This is a genomic window from Microbacterium hibisci, from assembly GCF_015278255.1.
Classification (GTDB): domain Bacteria; phylum Actinomycetota; class Actinomycetes; order Actinomycetales; family Microbacteriaceae; genus Microbacterium; species Microbacterium hibisci.
The window spans coordinates 323210-346589 of record NZ_JADIJC010000005.1 but is presented as its reverse complement, the minus strand read 5'-3'; the positions used below and the strand labels follow the sequence as shown (position 1 = coordinate 346589).

The following is a 23380-nucleotide window of genomic DNA, read 5'->3' as shown; positions in this document are numbered from 1 at the left end:
AGTGTGACAATCTGACAAGATGACCCCTCCCAACCGTGCCGCCGACAGGAGGGAATCCACTACCCTGTCGCCCCTCGATCGCTATGCGCGGCGCCGGCTCGTCTGGGAGGTCTGGATCGTCCTGGCGATCACCGTCGGACAGTCCGCGATCTACTCGGTGCTCTCGCTCGTCCGCAAGCTCCTCGCCCCCGTGCCGCTCGGACAGCAGCAGACGCAGGTCAACCCCGCGCGCGACGCGCAGGCGCTCTGGGACGTGATCTACCAGCTCCTCTCCGTCTTCTTCGACCTGGCCCTCGTCGCGCTCGTCGTCTATCTGCTCTGGGAACCGGGCAGCAACGCGCTGCGCCGGATCGGGCTGGACTTCACGAGGCCGGGCAGCGACCTCGGTCGCGGCATCCTGCTCGCCGCCGTCATCGGCCTTCCGGGGCTCGCCCTCTACGCTGCCGGCCGGGCCATGGGGATCACCGTCGCCGTCGTGGCCTCGCCGCTGGACGCCGCGTGGTGGACCGTGCCGCTCCTGGTGCTGTCCGCGCTTCGCGCGGGTCTGACCGAAGAGGTCATCTTCATCGGGTATCTCTTCGATCGGCTGCGCCGACTGGGCTGGAGCGACTGGTCGATCATCCTGACGGCGGCGGCGCTGCGCGGCGCGTACCACGCCTATCAGGGCATCGGCGCGATCGTCGGCAACGTCGTGATGGGTGTCGTGTTCGGCTGGTGCTATCGCCGTTGGGGTCGCGTCATGCCGCTCGTCGTCGCGCACACGCTGCTCGACATCGTCGCGTTCGTCGGCTACCCCCTCGCCGCAGCCCTGTGGCCCGGCGTGTTCGCCCCGATCCCGTCGCCGACCCCGACCCCCTCCCCCACCCCGACCGCGGCGCCCTAGGCGCGGCGCCCGCGGCGTCCGCCGCACTGGCCGCGAGAATCCATCTGGAGGACGAGACCCTGGGCCTTAACCGCGGTCTCGTCCTCCAGATGGATTCTCGCGGTGTGGGATGCGCGTGTCGCGGACTCCTCCACAGTCGGCCACGCACAGCGAGTGCTCACTGGTCCGCGCGATTGATGGCCGCGCGCGGTGACCTGACGAGATCGTAGGGGGATGCCGATACTCTCCAGTGCTGTCGAGGTCAGGCCATGCCCGGTCCCACTGTTCCGCGCCGACGAGGTGCCGCATCCGGAGCGCGCGCTCACGCGAGGCGAACTCGTCCGCGTGCGGGCCGGAATCTATGCGCCCGCGGGCGCCTGGACCGAGCTGATGCCGTGGGACCGCTATCTCACACGTGTGCACGCCGCCGAGACGCCATTCGAGTCAGTCAGTCGCGCGGTGATCGAGTGGCTGGGGTTTCCGTCGCCGGAGCTACAAGTCACGTCGATGTCTGCCTCGGGAGTGGAAGATCGCGCAGACTTCGCCTGGCCGGACATCTCGCTTGTCGGCGAGGCCGATGGCGACCTGAAGCTCGACGGCCGATTCGGCGACCCGCGGACGTTGCTGCGGCGCCAAGCCGCGAGGGACGCACGGCTGCGTGAACGGTGGCGCGCGGTCGTGCACTGGGGGTGGGCCGAGGCGACCACCATCTCGCCTCTGCGAGGACTCCTTCAGGGCGCGGGCCTCCACGCCAGCCTGCCCGAGAACGCCGCTGCGCTCCTGTCACTCAAGCGGGCGGTCGCACCTCGCCCACCCCGAGCGACCTCGGCGCCCATCAAGGCTTGACCCGCTCTTGCGCCGCCGCCGACGACGCTCCACGACATCCCGCGAGAATCCATCTGGAAGACGAGACCTCGGGTGGTCGCCAAGGTCTCGTCCTCCAGATGGATTCTCGCGGAAAGGGCGGGCGGCGGGCGGGGGGCGAAGGGGTGAGCGTCAGGCGAAGGCCTCGATGGGTGGGCAGGCGCACACGAGGTTGCGGTCGCCGTAGGCCTGGTCGATGCGTCGGACCGGGGGCCAGTACTTCGTCCGGACGAGCGTGTGCACCGGGTACACGGCCGTCTCCCGGGTGTACGGGTGCTCCCACGAACCCGAGACGACGGACTCGGCCGTGTGCGGCGCGTTCGCGAGCGGGTTGTCGCCCTGCGGCCACTCCCCCGCGCCGACCCGGTCCGCCTCGGCCTTGATCGCGATCATCGCCTCGATGAAGCGCTCGATCTCGGCCAGGTCCTCGGACTCCGTCGGCTCGACCATGAGCGTGCCCGCCACGGGGAACGACATGGTCGGGGCGTGGAAGCCGTAGTCGATCAGGCGCTTGGCCACGTCGTCCACTGTCACGCCCGTCGCCTCGCGCAGCGGCCGCAGGTCGAGGATGCACTCGTGAGCCACCAGCCCGCCCTCGCCGGCGTACAGGACCGGGTAGTGGTCCTTCAGGCGCAGGGCGATGTAGTTCGCCGCGAGGACGGCGGCGGCCGTGGCATCCCGCAGGCCCTGCGCGCCCATCATGCGGACGTACGCCCACGAGATGGGAAGGATGCCGGCAGACCCGTGCGGTGCCGCCGAGATGGGTCCGCCGTCGAAGACGCCGCCCGCGTGGTCGGTGCGCTGCGAGAACGGGTGCGACGGCAGGTACGGCGCGAGGTGCGCCTTCGCGGCCACCGGGCCGACGCCCGGCCCGCCGCCGCCGTGCGGGATCGCGAACGTCTTGTGCAGGTTGAGGTGCGAGACGTCGCCGCCCAGATCGCCGAACCGTGCGTAGCCGAGGAGCGCGTTGAGGTTGGCGCCGTCGACGTACACCTGACCGCCGGCGTCGTGCACCGCCTGGGTGATCTCGAGTACGTCGTGCTCGTAGACGCCGTGCGTCGACGGGTACGTGATCATGAGCGCGGAGAGCTCACCGGCGTGCGCGGCGATCTTCGCGCGCAGGTCGTCGAGGTCGACGTTGCCGGCGTCGTCGCACGCGACCACGACCACGCGCATGCCGGCGAGCACGGCCGAGGCGGCGTTCGTGCCGTGCGCCGACGACGGGATGAGGCACACCGTGCGGTCGAGATCGCCGTTCGCGCGGTGGTATCCGCGGATCGCCATGAGCCCCGCGAGCTCGCCCTGCGAGCCGGCGTTCGGCTGCAGCGAGACCGCGTCGTAGCCGGTGACCTCGGCGAGCCAGACCTCCAGCTGCTCGATGAGAGCGAGGTAGCCGCGCACGTCGTCCTCCGGCGCGAACGGGTGCACGCGCGAGAAGTCGGGCCACGACACGGCGGCCATCTCGGTCGCCGCGTTGAGCTTCATCGTGCACGAGCCGAGCGGGATCATGCCGCGGTCGAGCGCGTAGTCGCGGTCGCTCAGCTGCTTGAGGTAGCGCATCATCGCGGTCTCGGACCGGTGCGTGTTGAACACGGGGTGCGTCAGGAACTCCTCCACGCGGTGCAGCCCGGACGGCACGCCCGCCAGGGGCGCGGCATCCGTGAACGGCAGCACCCGCTCGCCCTGCTCACCCGCGCCGAGGAACTCGCCCTCGGGCAGACCGAACGCCCACGCCACGGCTGCGAGGTCGTCGGCCGTGGTCGTCTCGTCGACCGACACGCCGACGGTCGCGTCATCGGCCCAGAACAGCTGGTAGCCGCGCTCCCGTGCGCGCTCGATCACCCGGCGCGAGGCGCCGGGCGTGGCCACGCGGATGGTGTCGAAGAACGAGTCCGAGCGCAGCGACAGCCCGTACGAGCGCAGCCGCGCGGCCAGGGCCTCCGCCTTCTTCGCGACGTCGGTCGCGATCGCACGCAGACCCTCGGGGCCGTGGTACACCGCATACATCGACGCCATGACGGCCAGGAGCACCTGCGAGGTGCAGATGTTGGACGTGGCCTTCTCCCGTCGGATGTGCTGCTCGCGCGTCTGGAGCGCGAGGCGGTACGCGGGGTGGCCCGCGGCGTCCTGCGAGACCCCGACGAGACGTCCGGGCAGCTGACGCTCCAATCCTTGCCGCACCGCCATGTAGCCGGCGTGCGGCCCGCCGAAGCCGAGCGGCACACCGAAGCGCTGGGTCGTGCCCACCGCGACGTCGGCGCCGAACGAGCCGGGCGAGCGCAGCAGCGTGAGCGCGAGGATGTCGGCGGCGACCACGACGAGGGCACCCGCGACGTGCGCGGCGTCGACGACGCCCGACGGGTCCCACACGTTGCCCGAGGCGCCCGGGTACTGCACCAGCACGCCGAACGGCTCGACAGGCTCACCGGCCGCGTTCTCGAAGGGCGCGCCGTGAGCGAGGTCGAGCTCGAGCAGCTCGATGCCGACGGCGGCCGCGCGGTGCGCGAGCAGCGCCTTCGTCTGCGGCAGTGTGTCGGCATCGACCACGAACACGTTCGACGCCGACTTCGAGCCGCGACGCGCGACGAGCATTCCCTCGACGACGGCGGTCGACTCGTCGAGCATCGACGCGTTCGCGGTCGCGAGGCCGGTGAGATCGGTCACCATCGTCTGGAAGTTGATCAGCGCCTCGAGGCGGCCCTGCGAGATCTCGGGCTGGTACGGCGTGTACGCCGTGTACCAGGACGGGTTCTCGAGCACGTTGCGCGCGATCACCGAGGGCGTGAACGTGTCGGCGTAGCCGAGGCCGATCATCGGCCGCGCGACGCGGTTCTGCGAGGCGAGCGCGCGCAGCTCGGCGAGCGCCTCGGCCTCGGTCGCCGCCGGGGGTATGTCGCTCGTGGCGCGGGGCTTCGCGTGGATGGATGCCGGAACCGCCGCCTCGACGAGGGCATCGACGGTGTCGTAGCCCAGGGCGCCGAGCATGAGGCGCTGGGCCGCGGCATCCGTTCCGATGTGACGATCGGAGAACGAACCCGTCATTCGGCGCCGCCCGTGAGCGAGATGTAGGCGTCGCGGTCGAGAAGGCCGTCGAGGGATGCCGCGTCGACGCTGATCTTGACGAGCCAGCCGGCCCCGAACGGGTCGGCGTTGACGAGCGACGGGTCGTCGACCACGGCGTCGTTCACCGCGAGCACCTCGCCCGTCACCGGCGCGTAGAGCTCGCCGACCGACTTCGTGGACTCGATCTCGCCGACGACGGTGGCCGCGGTCACAGAGCTCCCCACGGCCGGGAGCTCGACGAAGACGACGTCGCCGAGCTTGTCGGCCGCATACTCGGTGATGCCGACCGTGGCGACATCGCCATCGACGGCGACCCACTCGTGCTCGGCGGTGTACTTCAGGGCGGTGAGATCGGTCATGAGTTCCTCCGGTAGAAGGGCAGGGCGGTCACGGTCGCGGGGATGCGGGTTCCTCGCACGTCGATGAAGAGAAGGGTTCCGGGCTCGCTCAGGGATGGCGAGACGAAGGCCATGGCGATGGGATGCCCGAGCGTCGGGCTGAGCGCACCGCTCGTGATCTCGCCGGCCGGGGTGGCCGCGTCGGCTCCGTCGAAGACCGCGTAGCCGGCGCGCCCGGCGCGCCTTCCCTCCGACACCAGCCCGACCAGCACCGGCGCGTCGGAGGCCACGACGGCGGCGAGGCCGGACTTGCCGACGAAGTCCTCCTTGTCGACCGCGACCACGCGGCCGAGGCCGGCCTGGGCGGGCACGATGTCGAGCGACAGCTCATGGCCGTACAGCGGCATGCCCGCCTCCAGACGCAGAGTGTCGCGCGCGGCAAGACCGGCAGGCACGAGGCCGAGCGGCTCGCCCGCGGCCAGGAGCGCGTCCCACAGGGCGCCTGCGGCGCGGTTGGGCACCAGCAGCTCGTAGCCGTCCTCACCCGTGTACCCGGTGCGTGCCACGAACAGCGGCTCGCCGTCGAACGTTCCCGAGGCCCACGCGTAGTAGCCGAGGTCGGCGAGAGCCGGGGTGACATCCGTCACCACGTCGGTCGCCTCGACGATGTCGCGCGAGGCGGGGCCCTGCACCGCCATGAGGGCCATGCCGTCGGTGTGGTCGTCGACCTCCACGTCGAACGCGCCGATGCGCGCTGCGAACGCCGTGGCGACGGCATCCCGATTCCCCGCATTCGCGATCACGAGGAACCGGTGCTCGGCGATGCGGTACACGATCACGTCGTCGACGATGCCGCCCGACTCGGCGAGCACGAGCGAGTACTTCGCCTTGCCGACGCGCATCGGCGAGATCGCCCCCGCCAGCGCGTAGTCGAGGAAGGCGGCGGCACCGGCACCCTCGACCGCGAACTCGGCCATGTGCGAGATGTCGAACAGGCCGGCCGCGGTGCGCACGGCGTGGTGCTCGGCGAGGTCGGAGCTGTAGCGCACCGGCATGAGCCAGCCGCCGAAGTCGGTGAAGGAGCCGCCGAGCGCCTCGTGGCGGTCGTGCAGGGCAGTCGTTCGGAGTTCTGACATGAGTTCTCCCGGTCGCGGACGGGCAGACGCCGAGCGGCGCCTGTGAACTCCCCCTCTGTCATCGGCCTGAGAGTTTCGCCCGGTCCTGCGAGGGAGCGGGGTTTCACCGTCGGCGGATTCGCGAGCGATCACGTGGAGACGCGTAGCGGTTGTCTCACGTGGGAGGTTTCGATGCGGCGCCGGGGCGCCTCACTCAACCCGATTTCTTGCTGCGCTCGAAATCGCTTTCCAGAGTCGGCCTGCCCGAACGGTACGCGTACCTGAGAGATTGGCGGGGAGGCTTGCTCCTTCGGTGCTCGGCGATCGCGCTGCCGAGGCTCTCCCGCCCGGGTGATGGGCCGTTATTGACTTGCGGTGCCAGCATACCCGGCGACGCCGTCAGCCGACGCAGGAACCCGACGACACGGTGTTCGACAGCGACGGCGCGCGCTCCGCGACCGGCGTCAGCTCAGCCATCGTCATCGCGTAGCCGAGGTTCTCGTCGTCCTCCGCGCGCGCGAACACCACACCGGCCACGGCGCCGTCCGCCGTCAGCAGCGGGCCGCCGGAGTTGCCGGGGCGCACCGTCGCCTGCAGGGCGTAGATCTCGCGCGGATTCCATGAGCCGTCGTACACGTCGGGCACGTTCGCCGTGCCCACCGAGCGCACCCCGGCCGGCACCATCGTGAAGGGGCCGCCGAACGGGTAGCCCTGCACGACCGCGGCCTCGCCCTCTGCGAGTGTCGGCGAGAAGGGCAGCACCGCCGCACCCAGGTCGTCGACCGCGATCACGGCGAGGTCGTCCACCGGGTCGAAGTACACCACGCGGCCCTCGCGCGCGGGCACACCCGGCAGCTCGACCACGGGAGTGTCGACGCCGGCGACCACGTGCGCGTTGGTGACCACGCGGTCCTCGGCGACGACGAAGCCGGTGCCCGACGATCCGCGCCCGCAGGCGTAGGCATTGCCTGAGACGCGGGCGACGGATGCCGCAGCCCGCTGCAGTTCCGGATCGTCCAGGGCGACCGGGGGCGCGGGCTCGACCGTGCCGGGCCCGAGCAGCGGGCCGAGCCCCGGGAGTCCTTCGTCGAGGAACGCCCCTCGCAGCTGCGCCAGCGCGGCGGCCACCGGGTCGGGCGTCGCCGCCTCGATCCCCCGCAGGATGCTCGACGAGGCCACCGCGGACGAGACGACCGGGATGCCCGCCACGGCGATCGCGGGCGCCACGAGGGCGAGCGCCAGCACGGCGGCGAGCACGGAGGCGATGCCGCCGAGGAACCGTTCGAGAGCGCGCAGCTTGAGCCGGTCGGCACCCGAGCGCAGCGCCGAGCCGATCGCCGCTCCCACCGCCGCACCGGCGAAGACCAGGCCGACCGCGGTGATCAGCACGGCGGGGCCGCGCCAGACGGGGGAAGGCACCCACGCGCTGACCAGCGGGGTCAGCCAGTACGCCGCGAAGGCGCCGGCCGCGAGCCCGGCGAGCGTGCCGATACTGGCGAAGAAGCCGCGCTGGACGCCGGCGATGCAGGCGAGGACCAGGAGGAGGATGACGAGGACGTCGACGACGATCATCCCCACCCCTTTCTCCGTCAGGACCCGCCTCGCCAGGCTACGCATCGAGCCTGTGAGACGACCCCGACGGCGGGGCACGGCGTGTCGGCAGTGAACCCCGCCGGCGCGGCGCCCGACCGGAGCCGCCTCGCGATCGCAGCCGCGCGGATCGCCGCCCGAGGCCCGAAGCCGCCTCGCGATCGCAGCCGCGCGGATCGCCGACCCGCGGCGGTGCCGCGCGCGGACCCCTCGCCGGCGCCGCGCCGTGTCAGCCGTGCGCCGCGAGCTCCCTCCGGACCTCGTCGCGGAGCCTTCCCTGGTTATCGGGGTCGGGTGCCGCGCCGAGCAGCGTGCGGGTGTACTCGTGCTGCGGCTCGAGGATGACCCGGTCGGCCGGTCCGCGCTCGACGATGTCACCCCGGTACATCACGAGGATCTCGTCCGAGAAGTGGCGCGCGGTCGCAAGGTCGTGCGTGATGTAGAGCACGCCCAGGTGGTCCTCGCGCTGGAGCTGCGCCAGCAGGTTCAGCACCCCGAGCCGGATCGAGACATCGAGCATCGACACGGGCTCATCGGCGATGATGAACTGCGCGCCCGGCGCCAGCGCCCGGGCGATCGCGACACGCTGACGCTGACCGCCCGACAGCTCGTGCGGGCGGCGCTCGGCCATCTTGTCGGACGGCGTCAACCGCACGCGGTCGAGCAGCTCGAGCACCCGTCGGCGCACCTCGTCGTTGCTGATGCCCGGGTTGTGAATGCGCAGCGGCCGCTCGAGGTGGTGGGCGATCGAGTGGAACGGGTTCAGCGAGGCGAAGGGGTCCTGGAACACCATCTGCACGTCGCCGCGGTACTTCGCGATCTCGCGGCTGCGACCGCCCGCCGGGAGGCCGTCGAGCAGGATCTGCCCGCTCGTCGGCGTCTCCAGGCGCGCGAGCATCCGCGCGATGGTCGACTTGCCCGAGCCGGACTCCCCCACCAGCGCGATCGTGCGACCGGCTTCGAGCGTGAAGGACACGTCCTTGACCGCGTGCAGTGTCGAGAACTTCAGACCGCTGCGCAGGCGGAAGTCCTTGACCAGTTTACGCGCCTCGAGGGTGCGCGGCCGGTAGCCGGCCGGGGTCACAGCGGTCATGCGGCGCCTCCTTCGACGTCTGTCGCGGCCGAGCCGATCCCGGCCGAGACGGGCTGCGCGCCGGTGCGCACGAAGTCGCCGCGCGCGCCCCGCAGACTCGGGAAGCTCGACAGGAGCTTCTTGGTGTACTCGTGCTGCGGATCGCGGTAGATCTGCGTGGCCGTCCCCAGCTCGACGATCTCCCCCTGGAGCATGACGGCGATCCGATCGCTGATCTCGATGAGCATCGGGAGGTCGTGGGTGATGAAGATCACGGCGAAACCGAGCTTCTCGCGCAGCCGCATGATCTCGCGGATGATGCCGCGCTGCACGACGACGTCGAGCGCCGTCGTGGGCTCGTCCATGATCATGACCTGCGGATCGAGGGCGAGCGCCATCGCGATCATCACACGCTGACGCATGCCGCCCGACAGCTCGTGGGGAAAGCTGGTGAGGCGCTTCGGGTCTACGCCCACGAGCTCGAGGAGCTCTTCGCTGCGCTGCTGCTTCTGCCGCTTGCTCATCTCCGGCCGGTGCGTCGTGAAGACGTCGAACAGCTGCGCCCGCACGCTGATGACCGGATTCAGCGAGTTCATCGCGCCCTGGAAGACCATCGACACCTTGTCCCAGCGGAACTCGCGCAGCTGCTCGTCCTTCAGGCCCACGACGTCGATGTGCTCCCCCGAGCGGTCGTGGAAGACGACCTCGCCGGAGGTCATCAGCGCGGGCGGCTTCAGCAGACGGTTGATGCCGTACGCGAGGGTCGACTTGCCACAGCCCGACTCGCCGGCAAGACCCAGGATCTCGCCGCGGTTGAGCGTGAGCGACACGTCGCGCACCGCCTTGACGGGCGGATCCACCTCGTACTCGATGGAGACGTTCCTCGCGGTGAGGACGGCGTCGCCGTTCATGCTTCGGCTCCGTTCGGGATGCGGGTCGACTCGACACCGCGACCGGCGCGCTTGGCCTGCCGCACGCGACGGGCATTCTCGGGTGCGAGGCGCAGCTTGGGATTGATGATCTCGTCGATCGAGAAGTTGATGAGGGAGAGACCGGCACCCAGGAGCGCGATCATGAGGCCCGGCGGCACGAACCACCACCATGCGCCCGTGCCGAGCGCCTGCCCGGTCTGCGCGTCGTTGAGCATCGTGCCCCACGTGATGGATCCGGTGGGACCGAGACCGAGGTACGACAGCCCCGCCTCGCCGAGGATCGCGAAGATGATGGCGAAGAGGAACTGCGCCGCCAGCAGCGGCAGGAGGTTCGGCAGGATCTCGACGCGGATGATGCGCGCCGTCTTCTCCCCCGCGACGCGGCTCGCGGCCACGTAGTCACGGGACCGCAGTGAGCGCGCCTGCGCTCGCAGCACCACCGCGGACCCCGCCCACCCCGTGATGCCGAGGACGAGCGCCACCAGCATCCAACTGCGTCCGGGGATGTAGGTGGCGATCACCATCACCAGCGGGAGGCCGGGGATGACGAGCATGATGTTCGTGAACAGCGACAGGATCTCGTCCCACCAGCCGCCCTTGTAGCCGGCGATGATGCCGAACACGATGGACAGGGTGAGGGCGATCAGGCCGGCGACGATGCCCACCATCAGCGATCCGCGCGTTCCCCACGCAAGCTGCGCCAGCACGTCGTAGCCCAGCTTCGTCGTGCCGAGCCAGTGCTCGGCGCTGGGCGGCGAGAGCGCCGGGTTGCCGGAGTCCATCGGATCCTGGCTGAACAGCGGCGCGAGGATGCCGAACAGCGTGATCCCGATGACGATCGTGAGGCCGAGGGCGAGCTTGAGCGACATGCGCGGGAGCAGCTGCCGGAAGCCGCGGCGCGCCGTGCGCGCCTCCTCGCGGGCGGCATCGACGTCGGCGTCGACGGGCGGCGACATGATCGCCCCCGGCGCGACGATCGCGGGGTCGATCGTGCGATCGGACAGCGTCTCGGGGACGCTCTCGAGATCGGTGGTCGACGAGTCGGTCACTTCGAGCCTCTCAGACATTGTGGCGCGCCCTCGGGTCGATGAAGCCGTAGACGATGTCCATGATGAAGTTGGCCGCGAGCACGGCGATGGTGATGACGAGGAACACGCCCTGCATCAGCGCATAGTCGCTGTTCTGCACCGACTGGATCATCAGCTTGCCGATGCCCGGGTAGGTGAACACCTGCTCCATCACGATCGAGCCGGCGACGACGAAGCCCAGCGAGATGCCGAACCCGGCGATCGATGGGATCGCCGCGTTGCGGGTCGCGTACGTGCGCAGGATGCGCATCGGCTTCAGGCCCTTGGCCTCGGCGGTGACGATGTAGTCCTCCGAGACCGTCGACACCATCATGTTGCGCATGCCGAGCAGCCAGCCGCCGACCGAGCTCAGCACGATCGTGAGAGCGGGGAGGAAGCCGTGGTAGACGGCGCTGCCGATGAACTCCCAGCTCCACTCCGGCCCTTCGGGGAACTCCCATACGTCGTAGCCGCCGAAGATCGGGAACCATCCGAGCGCGACCGAGAAGACCGCGACGAGTACGAGCGCGAGCCAGAAGTACGGAATGGACTGCAGCACCGTGGTGAAGGGCACCAGGTGGTCGACCCAGGTGCCGCGGCGCCATCCCACCCAGGCGCCGATGCCGACGCCCAGCACGAACGAGATGACCGTGGCGAGTCCGACCAGCACCAGCGTCCACGGCAGGGCGGCCGAGATGAGATCGGTCACCGGGGCCGGGTACTTGGTGATGGAGATGCCGAGATCTCCCTGCAGCATCCGGCCCCAGTACGCGATGTACTGCTCCCACATCGACGACGAGTCGCCGCCGAGGAGGGTCTTGATGTTGCGGACCGTGGTCTCGCTGATCTCGCCGCCGGCACGCTGCATCTTCGCGAGCAGGATGTCGGCCGGGTCGCCGGGCAGAAGCCTCGGCAGGAGGAAGTTGAGGGAGATCGTCGCCCACAGTGTCACCACGTAGAACGCGATCCGCCGCGCATAGAACTTCATTGCGGCCCGCTCCTCCTCGCCGCGGCTTCTGCCCGGTTCTGCATTACTTCACCGGCTCCAGGTGCTGGAGGACGTAGCCGGCGGCCACCGAGCCCCACGCGGGCGGGAAGGCGTACAGGTCGTCCTCGGTCGGCCAGCCCGTGAAGTCCTTCGTGTTGAAGAAGGTCTGGGTGGCGTTGATGACCAGCGGGATGTACGGCAGGTCGCGGACGATCTCGGTCTGGAGCACGGCGTACGCCTCCTGCTTGACCGCTTCGTCGTTCGTGGCGGCGGCCGCGGCGACGGCCTCGTTCACGATCGCGTTGTCGTAGCGGCTGAAGTTCCAGCGGCCGGTCGGAACCTCTTCGCCGACCTGCGAGGTCGACTCACCGGCGAACCAGTCCTTGTAGATCTGGAACGGGTCGGCCACCGAGGTGCCGATGACGCCGCCCATGATGAGCTGGTACTGGCCGGTCTGGCGCGCGTCCGAGAACTCCTGCCACTGCACCGTCGAGGCGTTCACCTTGATGCCGGCCTCGGCCGCCTGCTCGCTGATGAGCTTCGCGGCGTCGTTGTAGTCGGTCCAGCCGTCGACCGAGATGAGGCTCAGCTCGATCGGCGCGCCGTCCTTGCCGTAGAAGCCGTCGCCGCCCTTGGTGTAGCCGGCAGCCTCGAGGATCTCACCGGCGGCCGCGGCGTCGGGCGACTGCGGGCTGAGCTCGTTGGCGGGGTCGGCGACCCACTTCTGGTCACGGGGCAGCAGGGCGAAGGTCGGCGAGATGTCGCCGGTGAGCCCGACGAACGCCTTCTCCTTGATCGTGCCGCGGTCGATCGCGACGTTGAGGGCCTGGCGGACGGCGACATCGGTCTGGGGACCGGTGCAGCCGAGTTCGGCGTTGGAGCAGGTGTACAGCACCGTCGGGTCCTGCGGGGTGTTGAGCATGCTGATGATGCCGTTGGAGGTCACCGAGTCCGGGTTCGGCACGAACATGCCGGTCCAGTCGAGCTCGCCGGCGGTCAGCAGGTCCTGAGCGGACTGGTTCGCGTCGAGGCCGATGTACTGCACCTTCTTGATGGCGGGGACGCCCTCGTCGCGGAAGTTCTCGTTCGCCACGACCGTGTACGAGGCATCCGTCACCTTGTCGACCACGTACGGGCCGGTGCCGACCGGCTCCTCGTCGGTGAACGTGGTGTAGTCGTCGACCTCGGTCCAGACGTGCTCGGGCAGCATCCACGTGGTGCCGAGGATCTGGAACTCGTTCGTGAACTGCGGCGTCTCGTACGTGAGCACGAGCGTGCTCTCGTCGGGGGCCTCGGCCGAGATCAGGCCGTCACGGTGGTTGGGCTCGTAGTTGAAGGTGAACGCGGCGTCGTCGGCGGTGAAGTCCTCGCCGTCGTTCCACTTCACGCCGTCCTTGAGCTTCACGGTGATGACCGTGCCGTCCTCGTTGTACTCGAAGCTCTCGCCGAGCATCGGCTCGGGAGCCGCGTCGGACGTCTTGTTGTAGAAGAACAGCGGCTCGTAGATCGGGCCGAGTGCCGCGTGCAGCACGGTCGGCGCGAACGGGTTGAAGTTGGCCTCGATCGGAGTCTGGCTGCCGGCCCAGACCCGCAGCGTGCGTCCTTCGGAGTCGCCGCTGTCGTTGCCGCCGCCACCGGCGCAGCCCGACAGGCCGATGCCGAGGACCGCAGCCCCCGACACGGCGATGAGCGCCGCTCGGCGCTTCGCGTTTCGAATCATCGTCAATTCTTTCTCTCGTGCGGCATTGCAGGGAGGAGTGCGAGGGGCACCCGCGCATTCATTAGTACTGAGTCCTAACAAATGAGTGTTAGTAAACCTAACAAACATTCCTCGCGCTTCGCATCTCCTGATCGCGGCGCGTACGTCACGTCTTGGCAACGGTTCGCGAACCACCGTCCGCGATGGGACCTGTTACGCCTCGCGTTTGGCTTCTGGTCATCATGACACTATGATCGAATCCCAGAGTTAGAGTCACTATGACCAGAACAAGCACCCAGCCCCACTCCCCCGCCGACGCGACCCGCGTGGCGGTGTCGACCGTGATCTTCACGCTGCGCCGCCTTCCGGGCAGCGATTCCCTCCAGGTGGTCCTGCCGCTGGTGCGCCGCACCCGCGATCCCCACGAGGGACAGTGGGCACTCCCCGGCGGATGGCTCGACATCGCGGAGAGCCTGGATGCCGCGGCATCCCGCACTCTCGCTGAGACGACCGGGCTGGCACCGAGCTATCTCGAGCAGCTGTACGCGTTCGGTGCGGTCGACCGCTCCCCCACCCGCGTCGTCTCGATCGTCTACTGGGCGCTGCTGCGCGCCGACGAGATCACCGGCGACGCGGCGTCGGAGGACGCGAACGCGCCCGGACCCGCCATCGAGCCGGCACCGGCGATCGAGAACGTGCAGTGGTTCGATGCCGCGGCGCTTCCCGAGCTCGCGTTCGACCACAACGAGATCGTCGGCTACGCGCTGTGGCGCCTGCGCAACAAGGTCGGCTACAGCCGCATCGCGCACGGCCTGCTCGCCGAGGAGTTCACCCTCGCCGATCTCCGCGAGGTGTACGAGGCGATCCTCGGCCGTCAGCTCGACCCGGCGAACTTCCGCCGCCAGGTGGAGAACTCCGGGACCCTCATCCCGACCGATCGCTTCCGCACGGGCAGCCACCGCCCCGCCCGCCTCTACCGCTACAACCAGGACGTCGAGCTCGCCGACCGCGGCCCGCTCGACAGCCGCGACTGACCCCACCCGAACGGAGCGTCGACATGCCTGCCGTCAACCTCACCCTCCAGACCCGACCCGACACCGACCCGTCGGTGGACCACGCGATCCAGGCGATCATCGCCGGTGCGACCGTCGGCGAGACGTGCAACACCGACCTCGCCGCGGGCCCCTGGGACTTCGACGCGCGCCCCGGGTACGGCCCCGGCTCGTCCATGGGCGACGTCATCCCCACCGGATCGCCCCGCCAGGGCGAGCTGCCGCGCGAGTACCGCGAGGCGTCCGAGGCCGAGCTCGCCGAGCGCGTCCGCGCCGCCAAGGCGACCCTCGGAGACCGCGTCGTGGTGCTCGGCCACTTCTACCAGCGCGAGGAGGTCGTGGTGCACGCGGACTACGTCGGCGACTCGTTCCAGCTCGCAAACGCCGCGCTCGAGCACCCCGACGCCGAGGCGATCGTGTTCTGCGGCGTGCACTTCATGGCCGAGACCGCCGACCTTCTGTCGCGCCCCGAGCAGGCGGTCATCCTCCCGAACCTCGCCGCCGGCTGCTCGATGGCCGACATGGCCGACATCGACCAGGTCGAGGACTGCTGGGAGCAGCTCGCCGAGATCTACGGCGACATGGACGCGGTGGATGCCGATGGCCGCGTGCCCGTCGTCCCGGTGACGTACATGAATTCTTCGGCCGCGATCAAGGGCTTCGTCGGGCGCCACGGCGGCATCGTGTGCACCTCGTCCAACGCGCGGACGGTGCTCGAGTGGGCCTTCCAGCGGGGGCGCCGCGTCCTCTTCTTTCCCGACCAGCACCTCGGCCGCAACACCGCGAAGGCGATGGGCGTGCCCCTCGAGCAGATGCCGATGTGGAACCCACGCAAGCCGCTGGGCGGGGCATCCGCCGACGATCTCGCGGAGGCCCGCGTCATCCTGTGGCATGGCTTCTGCTCGGTGCACCGGCGCTTCTCGGTCGACCAGATCGAGAAGGCGCGGATCGAGCACCCGGGAGTGCGCGTCATCGTGCACCCGGAATGCCCGATGGAGGTGGTGGATGCCGCGGACGAGGCCGGGTCGACCGACTACATCCGCAAGGCGATCGAGGCAGCGACCGAACCCACGACGTTCGCGATCGGCACCGAGGTGAACCTGGTGCAGCGGCTCGCGGCGGAGCACCCGCAGCACACGATCTTCTGCCTCGACCCCGTGGTCTGCCCGTGCTCGACGATGTACCGCATCCACCCCGGCTACCTGGCATGGGTGCTCGAGGGCTTGGTGGAGGGCGAGGTGCGCAACCGCATCACGGTGCCGCAGGACGTGGCCGATCCGGCGCGCGTTGCGCTGGAGCGGATGCTGGCGGCCAAGCCTCCGGCCGCGCCCGCGGCGGCGTGGGAGAACGCGTCATGACGAGCCCGGCCGTCGCGACGGCGCAGCGAGACGACATGCGGACGCGCGTCGTCGTCGTCGGCTCCGGCATCGCCGGGCTGACGACGGCCCTGCACGCCGTGGAGCACGGCTGCCGCGTCACGCTCGTCACCAAGGACGTGCTGGAGCACGCCAACACCCGCTACGCCCAGGGCGGCATCGCCGGGGTCATGTTCCCCGACGACCGCGCCGACGACCACGTGCGCGACACCCTCGTCGCCGGCGCCGGACTGAGCGATCCCGCCGCCGTGCGCGTGCTGGTCGACGAGGGTCCGGCCCGCATCCGCGAGCTCATCGCGCTCGGCGTCGCGTTCGACCGCGACGCGGGCGGCGGCTTCGTCAAGGGCCTCGAGGCCGCGCACTCGTACCCGCGCATCCTCCACGCGGGCGGCGACGCCACCGGCACCGCGATCGAGAGGGCACTCGTCGCGCGGCTGCGCGCGAGCGACGTCGACGTAATCGAGCACGCGTTCCTCGTGGACCTGGTCGTGAATCCCTCGACCGAGACGGCGAGCCGAGGCGCTCCCGCCGAGACCCAGGGCGACGTCGTCGGCCTCGGCGCGGATGCCCTGTCTCGCCGGGGAACGCGCGGCGGGTGCCGGGTCACGGGCGTCGACCTGCTGATCGACGAGACGGATGCCGCACCCGGCCGCCGCGTGACCCTCGCGGCCGACGCGGTCGTGCTTGCGACCGGCGGCGCGGGCGAGCTGTACGCGCACTCCACCAATCCCGCGGTCGCGACCGGCGACGGCATCGCCGCCGCGCTCCGCGCCGGGGCCGCGGTCGCCGACCTCGAGTTCTTCCAGTTCCACCCGACAGTGTTGGAAGGCACGCCTGCCGCCACCACGGACGCCGGCGGCGAGCGCGATGCATTCCTGGTGTCGGAGGCCGTGCGCGGCGAGGGCGCGACCCTCGTGGACGAGCACGGCCGACGGTTCGCCTTCGACGCCCACCCCGACGGCGAGCTCGCGCCGCGCGACGTGGTCGCCCGTGCGATCGCACGGCAGATGGACGCGCAGCGGGGGCGCCCGGTGCACCTCGACGCCACCGGCATCCACTCCGCCGACGTCGAGGAGCGCGCCGCGTTCCTGGCGCGCCGCTTCCCGACGATCGACCGCGCGGTGCGCGACCGCGGCCTCGACTGGGCTCGCGAGCCGATCCCGGTGACGCCCGCCGCGCACTACCTGATGGGCGGGGTCGTGACCGACCTGTTCGGCCGCACCACTCTCGCGGGCGTGTACGCCGTCGGCGAGGTGGCCCGCACCGGTGTGCACGGCGCCAACCGCCTCGCGTCGAACTCGCTCCTCGAGGGCGCCGTGTTCGGGGCCCGCGCGGGCGACGTGATCGCCACGGACGCGGCATCCGGGTCCTGGCCCGCTTCCCCAGCGTCCGCCGCCGTCACCCGGGACCACGACTCACCGGTCACGAAGCGCGGGTCCGCCCGGCAGATCGTGACAGGCGAGCAGAGGGATGCGGGGATGCCGGCGGCAGGGGCACCCGGCGACGCGCCGGCGTTCACGCGCGGCGCGCTGCAGCAACTGCTCTGGGAGCACGCCGGACTCGTGCGGGACGAGGCGGGCCTTGCGCACGCGGCATCCGTCATCGCGAGGTGGCGTGACGCGCATCGCAGCCCCGCCTCGGAGCACGACTTCGAAGACGAGAACCTGCGGCTCGTCGCCGAGCACCTCGTCGCCGCCGCCCTCGCCCGCCGCGAGTCGGTCGGCGCGCACTTCCGCTCCGACGACGCCGCGACCGGCGGAACTCCACTGGGTCGCGAGCCGATCGCCGTTCCCGCCGCGCGCGGCGGGGCGACGTCGGCGGATCCGTGGAGGACCGCCGACCGCCCGAAGGAGGCCGTCGCATGCTGACCCGTGCCGTGATCGACCGCGCCGTGTCGGCCGCCCTCGAAGAGGACGCCCCGTGGGGCGACCTCACGAGCGAGGCGCTGATCCCCGAGAACGCGGTCGCGCGTGCCGACCTCGTCGCCCGCGAACGCGGCGTGTTCTCGGGCGGCGAGGTGTTCGAGGCGGCGTTCCGGCTCACGGACCCCGCGATCGACGTCCAGCTCGTCGTCGAGGACGGCGAGTGGTTCGAACCCGGCGCCGTGCTCGCGGTGGTGACCGGCCCCGCGCGCGGCGTGCTCACGGCCGAGCGCATCGGCCTGAACTTCGTGCAGCGGATGTCGGGCATCGCGACGCTGACCGGCGCGTACGTCGCCGAGGTCGCTCACACCGGCGCCCGCATCGCCGACACGCGGAAGACCACGCCCGGACTCCGGGCGTTCGAACGCAAGGCCGTGCGCGACGGCGGCGGACGCAATCACCGCCATTCGCTGTCGGACGCCGTCATGGCCAAGGACAACCATCTCGCCGTACTGGCGCAGAAGGGCGTCTCGACCACCGCTGCTCTCGTCGCGGCGAGGGACCTCCTCCCGCACACGACGCACATCGAGGTGGAGGTGGACCGGCTGGAGCAGATCGAGTCCGTGCTGGCCGCCGGCATCGGCACGATCATGCTCGACAACTTCTCGCTCGACGACCTGCGCATCGGCGTCGCGCAGGTCGCCGGGCGCGCCACCGTCGAGGCTTCCGGGGGCGTCTCGCTCGAGACCGTGCGAGCGATCGCCGAGACGGGCGTCGACGTCATCTCCGTCGGCGCGCTGACGCATTCGGCGCGCGCCCTCGATCTGGGCCTCGACGTGCGGATCGACGCCCCCTGAGCGACGGGACACCGTGATGAGCATGCTCTACCTCGACAACGCCGCGACGACGCCCGCGCGCCCGGAGGTGCTCGAGGCGATGATGCCGTACCTCACCCGCTGGTACGGGAATCCTTCGAGCCACCACACCGTGGGCGAAGCGGCCGCCGATGCCCTCGCCGACGCCCGGGCTCGGGTGGCCCGGGTGCTCGGACTGCGCAACGGCGACGTCGTGTTCACCTCAGGCGGGACCGAGGCGAACAACCTCGCCGTCAAGGGCATCGCCCTCGCGGCCGCACAGCGGCGCTCCGACCGGCACGTCCACGTCGTCACCACGCCCATCGAGCACGAGTCGGTGCTCGAGTCGGTCGACTACCTCGAGCGCGTGCACGGGTACGCCGCGACGCGCGTGCCCGTCGACGAGCACGCGCGGGTGTCGACGGATGCCGTCGCCGCCGCCCTGCGCGACGACACGGCGCTCGTCAGCATCGGGTACGCGAACAACGAGGTGGGCACGGTGCAGGATGCCGCGGCCCTGGCCGCCGTCGCCCGTGAGGCGCGCGTCCCTCTGCACTTGGACGCCGTGCAGGCCGCTGGATGGCTCCCGCTGTCAGCCGACGAGCTCGGCTACGACGCGATCTCGCTGGCCGGTCACAAGCTGGGCGCCCCGAAGGGCACCGGGGTGCTCGGCGTGCGGAGCCGGATCCCGCTCGAGCCGCTGCTGCACGGCGGCGGCCAGGAGCGCGGCCGACGCAGCGGCACCGAAGACGTGGCGGGAGCGGTGGGATTCGCGACCGCCCTCGAGCTGGCGGAAGCCGAGCGGGTCGAGGCATCCGCTCGCGTCTCGGCGATCCGCGACCGCTTCATCGCCCAGGTCTGCGAGCGGGTGCCGTGGGCGCGCCTCACCGGCGATCCGGAGCACCGGCTCGCCGGGACAGCCAGCTTCACATTCGAGGGCACGAGCGGCGAAGCCGTCCTCCTCGAGCTCGAGCGCCGCGGCGTGGTGTCGTCGAGCGGCTCCGCGTGCGCCGCGGGCAGCGACGAGCCCTCCCACGTTCTGGTGGCCATGGGCATCGCGCCCGCGGTCGCGCAGACCGCGGTGCGATTCACCTTCCCGCGGTGGCTGAACGCACCGCTGGATGCGGTCGCCGACGCGGTCGAGGCATCCGTCACCGCCGTCCGCTGAACGGCGCACCACGCACGAACCTGTCGGAGCCGGAGGCCGAGAAGCGCCCATAGGATCGGACGGTGTCCTCCGCCGTGACCGTCATCGTCCCGGGCTACGACGTGGCCCTCTACGCCGCCGAGGCGCTCGACTCGCTCCGCGCGCAGACGCGGCCCGACTGGACGGCGATCCTGGTCGACGACGCCTCGCGCGACGAGACCGGCGCGCTGTTCGAGGCTGCTGCGGCCGCCGACGACCGGTTCCAGGTCGTGCACCACAGCGAGCAGCGAGGGCTCGGCGCTGCGCGGAACACCGCGCTCGACCTCGTGCGCACACCCTTCGTGGGATTCCTCGACGCCGACGACCGGCTGACGCCGCGCGCGCTCGAGCGCCTGGTCGGCACGGTGAGCGCCAGCGGCAGCGACTTCGCCCTCGGGGCCTATGTGCGGCTGCGTCCCGACTCCGCCGGCGGCTACGAGGCGGGCGGCGTGCAGCCGTGGGTCGCCGCCGCCACCGATCCCGCCCGCGTCGGCACGACGCTCGAGGACCACCCCGAGGCGTCCGGCAACATCGTCGCGTGGTCGAAGGTCAGTCGCACCGATCTCTGGCACCGCACCGGCCTCCGCTTCCCCGTCGGCAAGGCCTATGAGGACCAGATCGTCGCCCAGCAGATGTACACGCGCGCCCGCGCGTTCGACGTCATCCCCGACGTCGTGGTGGAGTGGCGCGAACGCGCCGACGGCTCGTCGATCACGCAGCACAAGGGCGAGCTGCGCGTGCTGCGCGACTACCTCGAGGCCCTGGGCGGTGGGATCGACGTGCTGGATGCCGCGGGGCACGCTCGCGCCGCGGCATCCCGCGTCCGCCTCATCCTGGCGATGGACCTGCCGCCCCTCATCGACCTCGCGCGCGATCACGCCGACGACGCCTATCGACGGGAGCTGGGCGCGTTCGCCCGCACGCTGCGGTCGCGCGTCGACGGCGTGGCGCTGCCGGACTCCGCCGCGACCGCGCTGTCGGCCGCACTGCTCTGGTGAGGGCCGCCACCCGGGCTGGATGACCTCGGCCGCGCGGCCCCGACGAGCTCAGCCCACCTCACCGCAATCCCCGGGACGGATGCGGGATCTGCGACTGCGAGGTCAGCGCTGATCGAACTCGGGGTCGCCGACGCTGCCGCGCCCCGCGGCGAGCACCTCGTTCGGCGCGACGACGGGTGCATCCGGTGCGGTGTCGGCGCGACGGCCGGGGTGGTCGACGGGCGGCTCGGCATCCTCCGCCTCGGCTTCGGCCTCGAGGATCCTCGTGGTGGCGAGCTGCTGCGCCGCCAGCTCGGCGTACAGGCCGCCTGCCGCGAGCAGCGAAGTGTGCGTGCCCGACTCCACGATGCGGCCGGCCTCCACGACGTGGATCACGTCGGCGGCGATCACCGTCGACAGCCGGTGCGCGATCGACAGCGTGGTGCGGCCCCGCGCCGCGGCGTCGAGCGCCTCCTGCACCACGCGCTCCGAGACCGTGTCGAGAGCCGAGGTCGCCTCGTCGAGCAGCAGCACGGGCGGGTCCTTCAGCAGCACGCGTGCGATCGCGATCCGCTGCTTCTCGCCGCCCGAGAGCCGGTAGCCGCGCTCGCCGACGACGGTGTCGTAGCCCTTCTCGAACCGCTCGATCACGTGGTGGATGTTCGCGGCGCGGCACGCGGCCTCGAGCTCGGCATCCGTCGCATCGGGCTTGGCGTACTTCAGGTTCTCCCGGATCGTGGCGTGGAAGAGGTACGTCTCCTGCGACACGATGCCGACGTGGTCGACGATCGACTCCTGGTGCAGACGCCGCACGTCCGCACCGGCGAAGAGGACGGACCCGCCGGATGCCTCGTACAGGCGCGGCGTCAGGTACAGCACGGTCGTCTTGCCGGCGCCGGAGGGTCCGACGAACGCGACATGCTGGCCGGGCTCCGCCGTGAACGACACTCCCTGCAGCGTCGCGCGCGCCTCGGGCGCGGCATCCGGATACCGGAAGACCACGTCGCGGAACTCGATGCGTCCGAGCGGACCGGGTGCGTCGGAGACGTCGATCGCGCCGGGTGGGTCGCTGATGGCGGGCACGAGGTCGAGGTACTCGAAGATGCGGGCGAACAGCGCCGATGACGTCTGCAGGTCGAGCGAGACGCGCATGAGGCCCATGAGCGGCATCAGCAGGCGCGCCTGCACCGTCGTGAACGCGACGATGGTGCCCGCCGTGATGGCGTCGGTGCCGCCGCCGATGAGGTAGCCCGACACGAGATAGATGATCGCGGGGACGCTGGCCATGATGACCTGCACGACCGCGAAGAACCCCTGGCCGCTCATGGCCCGCCGCACCTGCAGGCGCACCTGGTTGACGTTCTCATCGGCATACCGGGCCGACTCGGTGCGCTGCCGGTTGAACGACTTCGACAGCAGGATGCCCGAGACGCTCAGGGTCTCCTGCGTGATGGCGGTGAGCTCCGACAGCGACTCCTGGGTCTCGCCGGCGATGCGCGCGCGCACCTGCCCGACGCGGCGCTGCACGAGGATGAGGAACGGCATGAGGATGACCGCGATGATCGTCAGGCGCCAGTCGATGAGGATCATCGCGACGAGCGAGGCGACCACGGTGACCGTGTTGCCGAGGATGCTGGTGACGGTGTTGGTGAGCACCCCCGAGACGCCGCCCACGTCGTTCTGCAGGCGCGACTGGATGACCCCCGTCTTGGTGCGGGTGAAGAACGCGAGCTCCATCGACTGCAGGTGGTCGAAGAGCTTGACGCGCAGGTCGCCGGTCACGCGGTTGCCGACGGTCGAGGTGAGCCAGGTCTGCACAACGCCGACGGCGGCCGAGAGGAGGAACAGCGCGATCATGGCGACGACCAGCTGCCACAGCAGCGTCAGGTCGGGCGCGGACCCGTCGACCGGGAAGAGCGCGTCGTCGAAGACCTTCTGGACGAGCAGCGGCGGGATCACCGCGATGCCGGCGCCGACCACCACCAGGATGCCGGTGACGACGATCGGCCATGCGTAGGGGCGGAAGAGCGCGACCACGCGTCGGCCCAGGTTCGGGATCTCGGGTGCCTCGGCGTTGGCCTTGCGCTGCGCCTCGGTGTCGACCGGCCGGAACCCGGGGTGCCCTCCCCCGCCACCACCACCGCCGCGCATGCTCACTCCGCCAGCCTAATGAGCGTCGCCGACGCTAGGCTCGTGCCATGACCTCGACTCCCGACGCCCCCGAACACGACGGCAGCGACCTCGCCGAGCTGCGCAAGGAGATCGACGAGCTCCAGGCGATCCCCCACGAGGAGGTCGTCAACCCGCTTCCGAAGAACCTCGAGGACCGCGAGCCGGAGGCCGAGCCCACCGACGCCATCGGGTCCGAGGACTGGAACGACCCCGAGCCCGAGCGCTCCGACCGCTGACGCGCAGCGTCGCCTGACCGCCGGCATCCGTTCCCGGAATCGGGAATGGGATGTCGGAACCTGTGGTTATCCTGA

19 protein-coding genes and 1 riboswitch are annotated in these 23380 nt (G+C 70.8%); of the genes, 9 read left to right on the top strand and 10 right to left on the bottom strand.

What is annotated here, in order from left to right:
- Positions 1–19 precede the first annotated feature (19 nt).
- Positions 20–883, top strand: a complete 864-nt coding sequence (locus tag IM770_RS12010) for a CPBP family intramembrane glutamic endopeptidase (RefSeq protein ID WP_203581360.1) — start codon at positions 20–22, stop codon at positions 881–883.
- Positions 884–1096: 213 nt separating this feature from the next.
- Positions 1097–1708 (top strand): hypothetical protein, encoded by a 612-nt coding sequence (locus IM770_RS12005; RefSeq protein ID WP_203581359.1) that lies wholly within the window; start codon positions 1097–1099, stop codon positions 1706–1708.
- Positions 1709–1858: 150 nt separating this feature from the next.
- Here IM770_RS12005 and gcvP read toward each other — a convergent pair whose 3' ends face one another.
- The 9 genes from gcvP to IM770_RS11960 form a co-directional block, all read right to left on the bottom strand.
- Entirely contained in the window at positions 1859–4768 is a 2910-nt protein-coding gene (gene gcvP, locus IM770_RS12000) for an aminomethyl-transferring glycine dehydrogenase (protein WP_203581358.1), read from the bottom strand.
- Complete coding sequence (gene gcvH / locus IM770_RS11995) at positions 4765–5148, bottom strand: glycine cleavage system protein GcvH (RefSeq protein WP_203581357.1); 384 nt, start codon at positions 5146–5148, stop codon at positions 4765–4767. The genes gcvP and gcvH overlap by 4 nt, the downstream gene beginning before the upstream one ends.
- Complete coding sequence (gcvT, locus tag IM770_RS11990) at positions 5145–6263, bottom strand: glycine cleavage system aminomethyltransferase GcvT (protein ID WP_203581356.1); 1119 nt, start codon at positions 6261–6263, stop codon at positions 5145–5147. The genes gcvH and gcvT overlap by 4 nt, the downstream gene beginning before the upstream one ends.
- Positions 6264–6501: 238 nt before the next feature.
- Positions 6502–6598, bottom strand: a riboswitch (glycine riboswitch).
- A gap of 43 nt (positions 6599–6641) precedes the next feature.
- Positions 6642–7814, bottom strand: coding sequence for a MarP family serine protease (locus tag IM770_RS11985; protein WP_203581355.1), 1173 nt, complete (start codon positions 7812–7814; stop codon positions 6642–6644).
- A gap of 247 nt (positions 7815–8061) precedes the next feature.
- Positions 8062–8925 carry an ABC transporter ATP-binding protein gene (locus IM770_RS11980; protein WP_203581354.1) on the bottom strand — a complete coding sequence of 288 codons (864 nt, stop codon included), beginning with the start codon at positions 8923–8925 and terminating at the stop codon, positions 8062–8064.
- Positions 8922–9815: an ABC transporter ATP-binding protein gene (locus IM770_RS11975; RefSeq protein WP_203581353.1), complete on the bottom strand. Its 894-nt coding sequence runs from the start codon at positions 9813–9815 to the stop codon at positions 8922–8924. The genes IM770_RS11980 and IM770_RS11975 overlap by 4 nt, the downstream gene beginning before the upstream one ends.
- Entirely contained in the window at positions 9812–10792 is a 981-nt protein-coding gene (locus tag IM770_RS11970; protein ID WP_203581400.1) for an ABC transporter permease, read from the bottom strand. The genes IM770_RS11975 and IM770_RS11970 overlap by 4 nt, the downstream gene beginning before the upstream one ends.
- A 103-nt stretch (positions 10793–10895) precedes the next feature.
- Positions 10896–11891, bottom strand: a complete 996-nt coding sequence (locus IM770_RS11965; RefSeq protein WP_203581352.1) for an ABC transporter permease — start codon at positions 11889–11891, stop codon at positions 10896–10898.
- 43 nt (positions 11892–11934) lie between these two features.
- Positions 11935–13611, bottom strand: a complete 1677-nt coding sequence (locus tag IM770_RS11960) for an ABC transporter substrate-binding protein (RefSeq protein WP_203581351.1) — start codon at positions 13609–13611, stop codon at positions 11935–11937.
- A 257-nt stretch (positions 13612–13868) separates the two neighbouring features.
- Between IM770_RS11960 and IM770_RS11955 the strand changes: the two genes are divergently transcribed.
- The 6 genes from IM770_RS11955 to IM770_RS11930 all read left to right on the top strand — a co-directional run bounded on the left by IM770_RS11955 (position 13869) and on the right by IM770_RS11930 (position 20918).
- Positions 13869–14624 carry an NUDIX hydrolase gene (locus tag IM770_RS11955; protein ID WP_203581350.1) on the top strand — a complete coding sequence of 252 codons (756 nt, stop codon included), beginning with the start codon at positions 13869–13871 and terminating at the stop codon, positions 14622–14624.
- A gap of 23 nt (positions 14625–14647) precedes the next feature.
- Positions 14648–16000, top strand: coding sequence for a quinolinate synthase NadA (gene nadA / locus IM770_RS11950; protein ID WP_203581349.1), 1353 nt, complete (start codon positions 14648–14650; stop codon positions 15998–16000).
- Entirely contained in the window at positions 15997–17886 is a 1890-nt protein-coding gene (locus IM770_RS11945; RefSeq protein ID WP_239066088.1) for an L-aspartate oxidase, read from the top strand. Before nadA ends, IM770_RS11945 begins: the two co-directional genes overlap by 4 nt.
- Entirely contained in the window at positions 17880–18737 is an 858-nt protein-coding gene (nadC, locus tag IM770_RS11940) for a carboxylating nicotinate-nucleotide diphosphorylase (protein WP_203581348.1), read from the top strand. The genes IM770_RS11945 and nadC overlap by 7 nt, the downstream gene beginning before the upstream one ends.
- Positions 18738–18759: 22 nt before the next feature.
- Positions 18760–19902 carry a cysteine desulfurase family protein gene (locus IM770_RS11935; protein ID WP_203581398.1) on the top strand — a complete coding sequence of 381 codons (1143 nt, stop codon included), beginning with the start codon at positions 18760–18762 and terminating at the stop codon, positions 19900–19902.
- Positions 19903–19964: 62 nt separating this feature from the next.
- Positions 19965–20918, top strand: coding sequence for a glycosyltransferase family 2 protein (locus IM770_RS11930; protein WP_203581347.1), 954 nt, complete (start codon positions 19965–19967; stop codon positions 20916–20918).
- Positions 20919–21020: 102 nt separating this feature from the next.
- Here IM770_RS11930 and IM770_RS11925 read toward each other — a convergent pair whose 3' ends face one another.
- Positions 21021–23048, bottom strand: a complete 2028-nt coding sequence (locus IM770_RS11925) for an ABC transporter ATP-binding protein (RefSeq protein WP_239066145.1) — start codon at positions 23046–23048, stop codon at positions 21021–21023.
- A gap of 47 nt (positions 23049–23095) precedes the next feature.
- On the opposite strand from IM770_RS11925, the gene IM770_RS11920 reads away from it, so the two are divergent.
- Positions 23096–23305 (top strand): hypothetical protein, encoded by a 210-nt coding sequence (locus IM770_RS11920; RefSeq protein WP_203581346.1) that lies wholly within the window; start codon positions 23096–23098, stop codon positions 23303–23305.
- Positions 23306–23380: the final 75 nt, after the last annotated feature.

Excerpts from the sequence above, each read along its gene's own strand:
- IM770_RS11965 (WP_203581352.1), bottom strand. The coding sequence starts at position 11,891 with ATGAAGTTCTATGCGCGGCGGATCGCGTTCTACGTGGTGACACTGTGG.
- IM770_RS11955 (WP_203581350.1), top strand. The coding sequence starts at position 13,869 with ATGACCAGAACAAGCACCCAGCCCCACTCCCCCGCCGACGCGACCCGC.
- IM770_RS11980 (WP_203581354.1), bottom strand. The coding sequence starts at position 8,925 with ATGACCGCTGTGACCCCGGCCGGCTACCGGCCGCGCACCCTCGAGGCG.
- IM770_RS11935 (WP_203581398.1), top strand. The coding sequence starts at position 18,760 with ATGCTCTACCTCGACAACGCCGCGACGACGCCCGCGCGCCCGGAGGTG.
- IM770_RS11920 (WP_203581346.1), top strand. The coding sequence starts at position 23,096 with ATGACCTCGACTCCCGACGCCCCCGAACACGACGGCAGCGACCTCGCC.
- IM770_RS11970 (WP_203581400.1), bottom strand. The coding sequence starts at position 10,792 with ATGTCGCCGCCCGTCGACGCCGACGTCGATGCCGCCCGCGAGGAGGCG.
- IM770_RS12010 (WP_203581360.1), top strand. The coding sequence starts at position 20 with ATGACCCCTCCCAACCGTGCCGCCGACAGGAGGGAATCCACTACCCTG.
- gcvP (WP_203581358.1), bottom strand. The coding sequence starts at position 4,768 with ATGACGGGTTCGTTCTCCGATCGTCACATCGGAACGGATGCCGCGGCC.
- nadA (WP_203581349.1), top strand. The coding sequence starts at position 14,648 with ATGCCTGCCGTCAACCTCACCCTCCAGACCCGACCCGACACCGACCCG.
- gcvT (WP_203581356.1), bottom strand. The coding sequence starts at position 6,263 with ATGTCAGAACTCCGAACGACTGCCCTGCACGACCGCCACGAGGCGCTC.
- IM770_RS12005 (WP_203581359.1), top strand. The coding sequence starts at position 1,097 with ATGCCGATACTCTCCAGTGCTGTCGAGGTCAGGCCATGCCCGGTCCCA.
- IM770_RS11960 (WP_203581351.1), bottom strand. The coding sequence starts at position 13,611 with ATGATTCGAAACGCGAAGCGCCGAGCGGCGCTCATCGCCGTGTCGGGG.
- IM770_RS11985 (WP_203581355.1), bottom strand. The coding sequence starts at position 7,814 with ATGATCGTCGTCGACGTCCTCGTCATCCTCCTCCTGGTCCTCGCCTGC.
- IM770_RS11945 (WP_239066088.1), top strand. The coding sequence starts at position 15,997 with ATGACGAGCCCGGCCGTCGCGACGGCGCAGCGAGACGACATGCGGACG.
- IM770_RS11975 (WP_203581353.1), bottom strand. The coding sequence starts at position 9,815 with ATGAACGGCGACGCCGTCCTCACCGCGAGGAACGTCTCCATCGAGTAC.
- IM770_RS11925 (WP_239066145.1), bottom strand. The coding sequence starts at position 23,048 with ATGCGCGGCGGTGGTGGTGGCGGGGGAGGGCACCCCGGGTTCCGGCCG.
- nadC (WP_203581348.1), top strand. The coding sequence starts at position 17,880 with ATGCTGACCCGTGCCGTGATCGACCGCGCCGTGTCGGCCGCCCTCGAA.
- gcvH (WP_203581357.1), bottom strand. The coding sequence starts at position 5,148 with ATGACCGATCTCACCGCCCTGAAGTACACCGCCGAGCACGAGTGGGTC.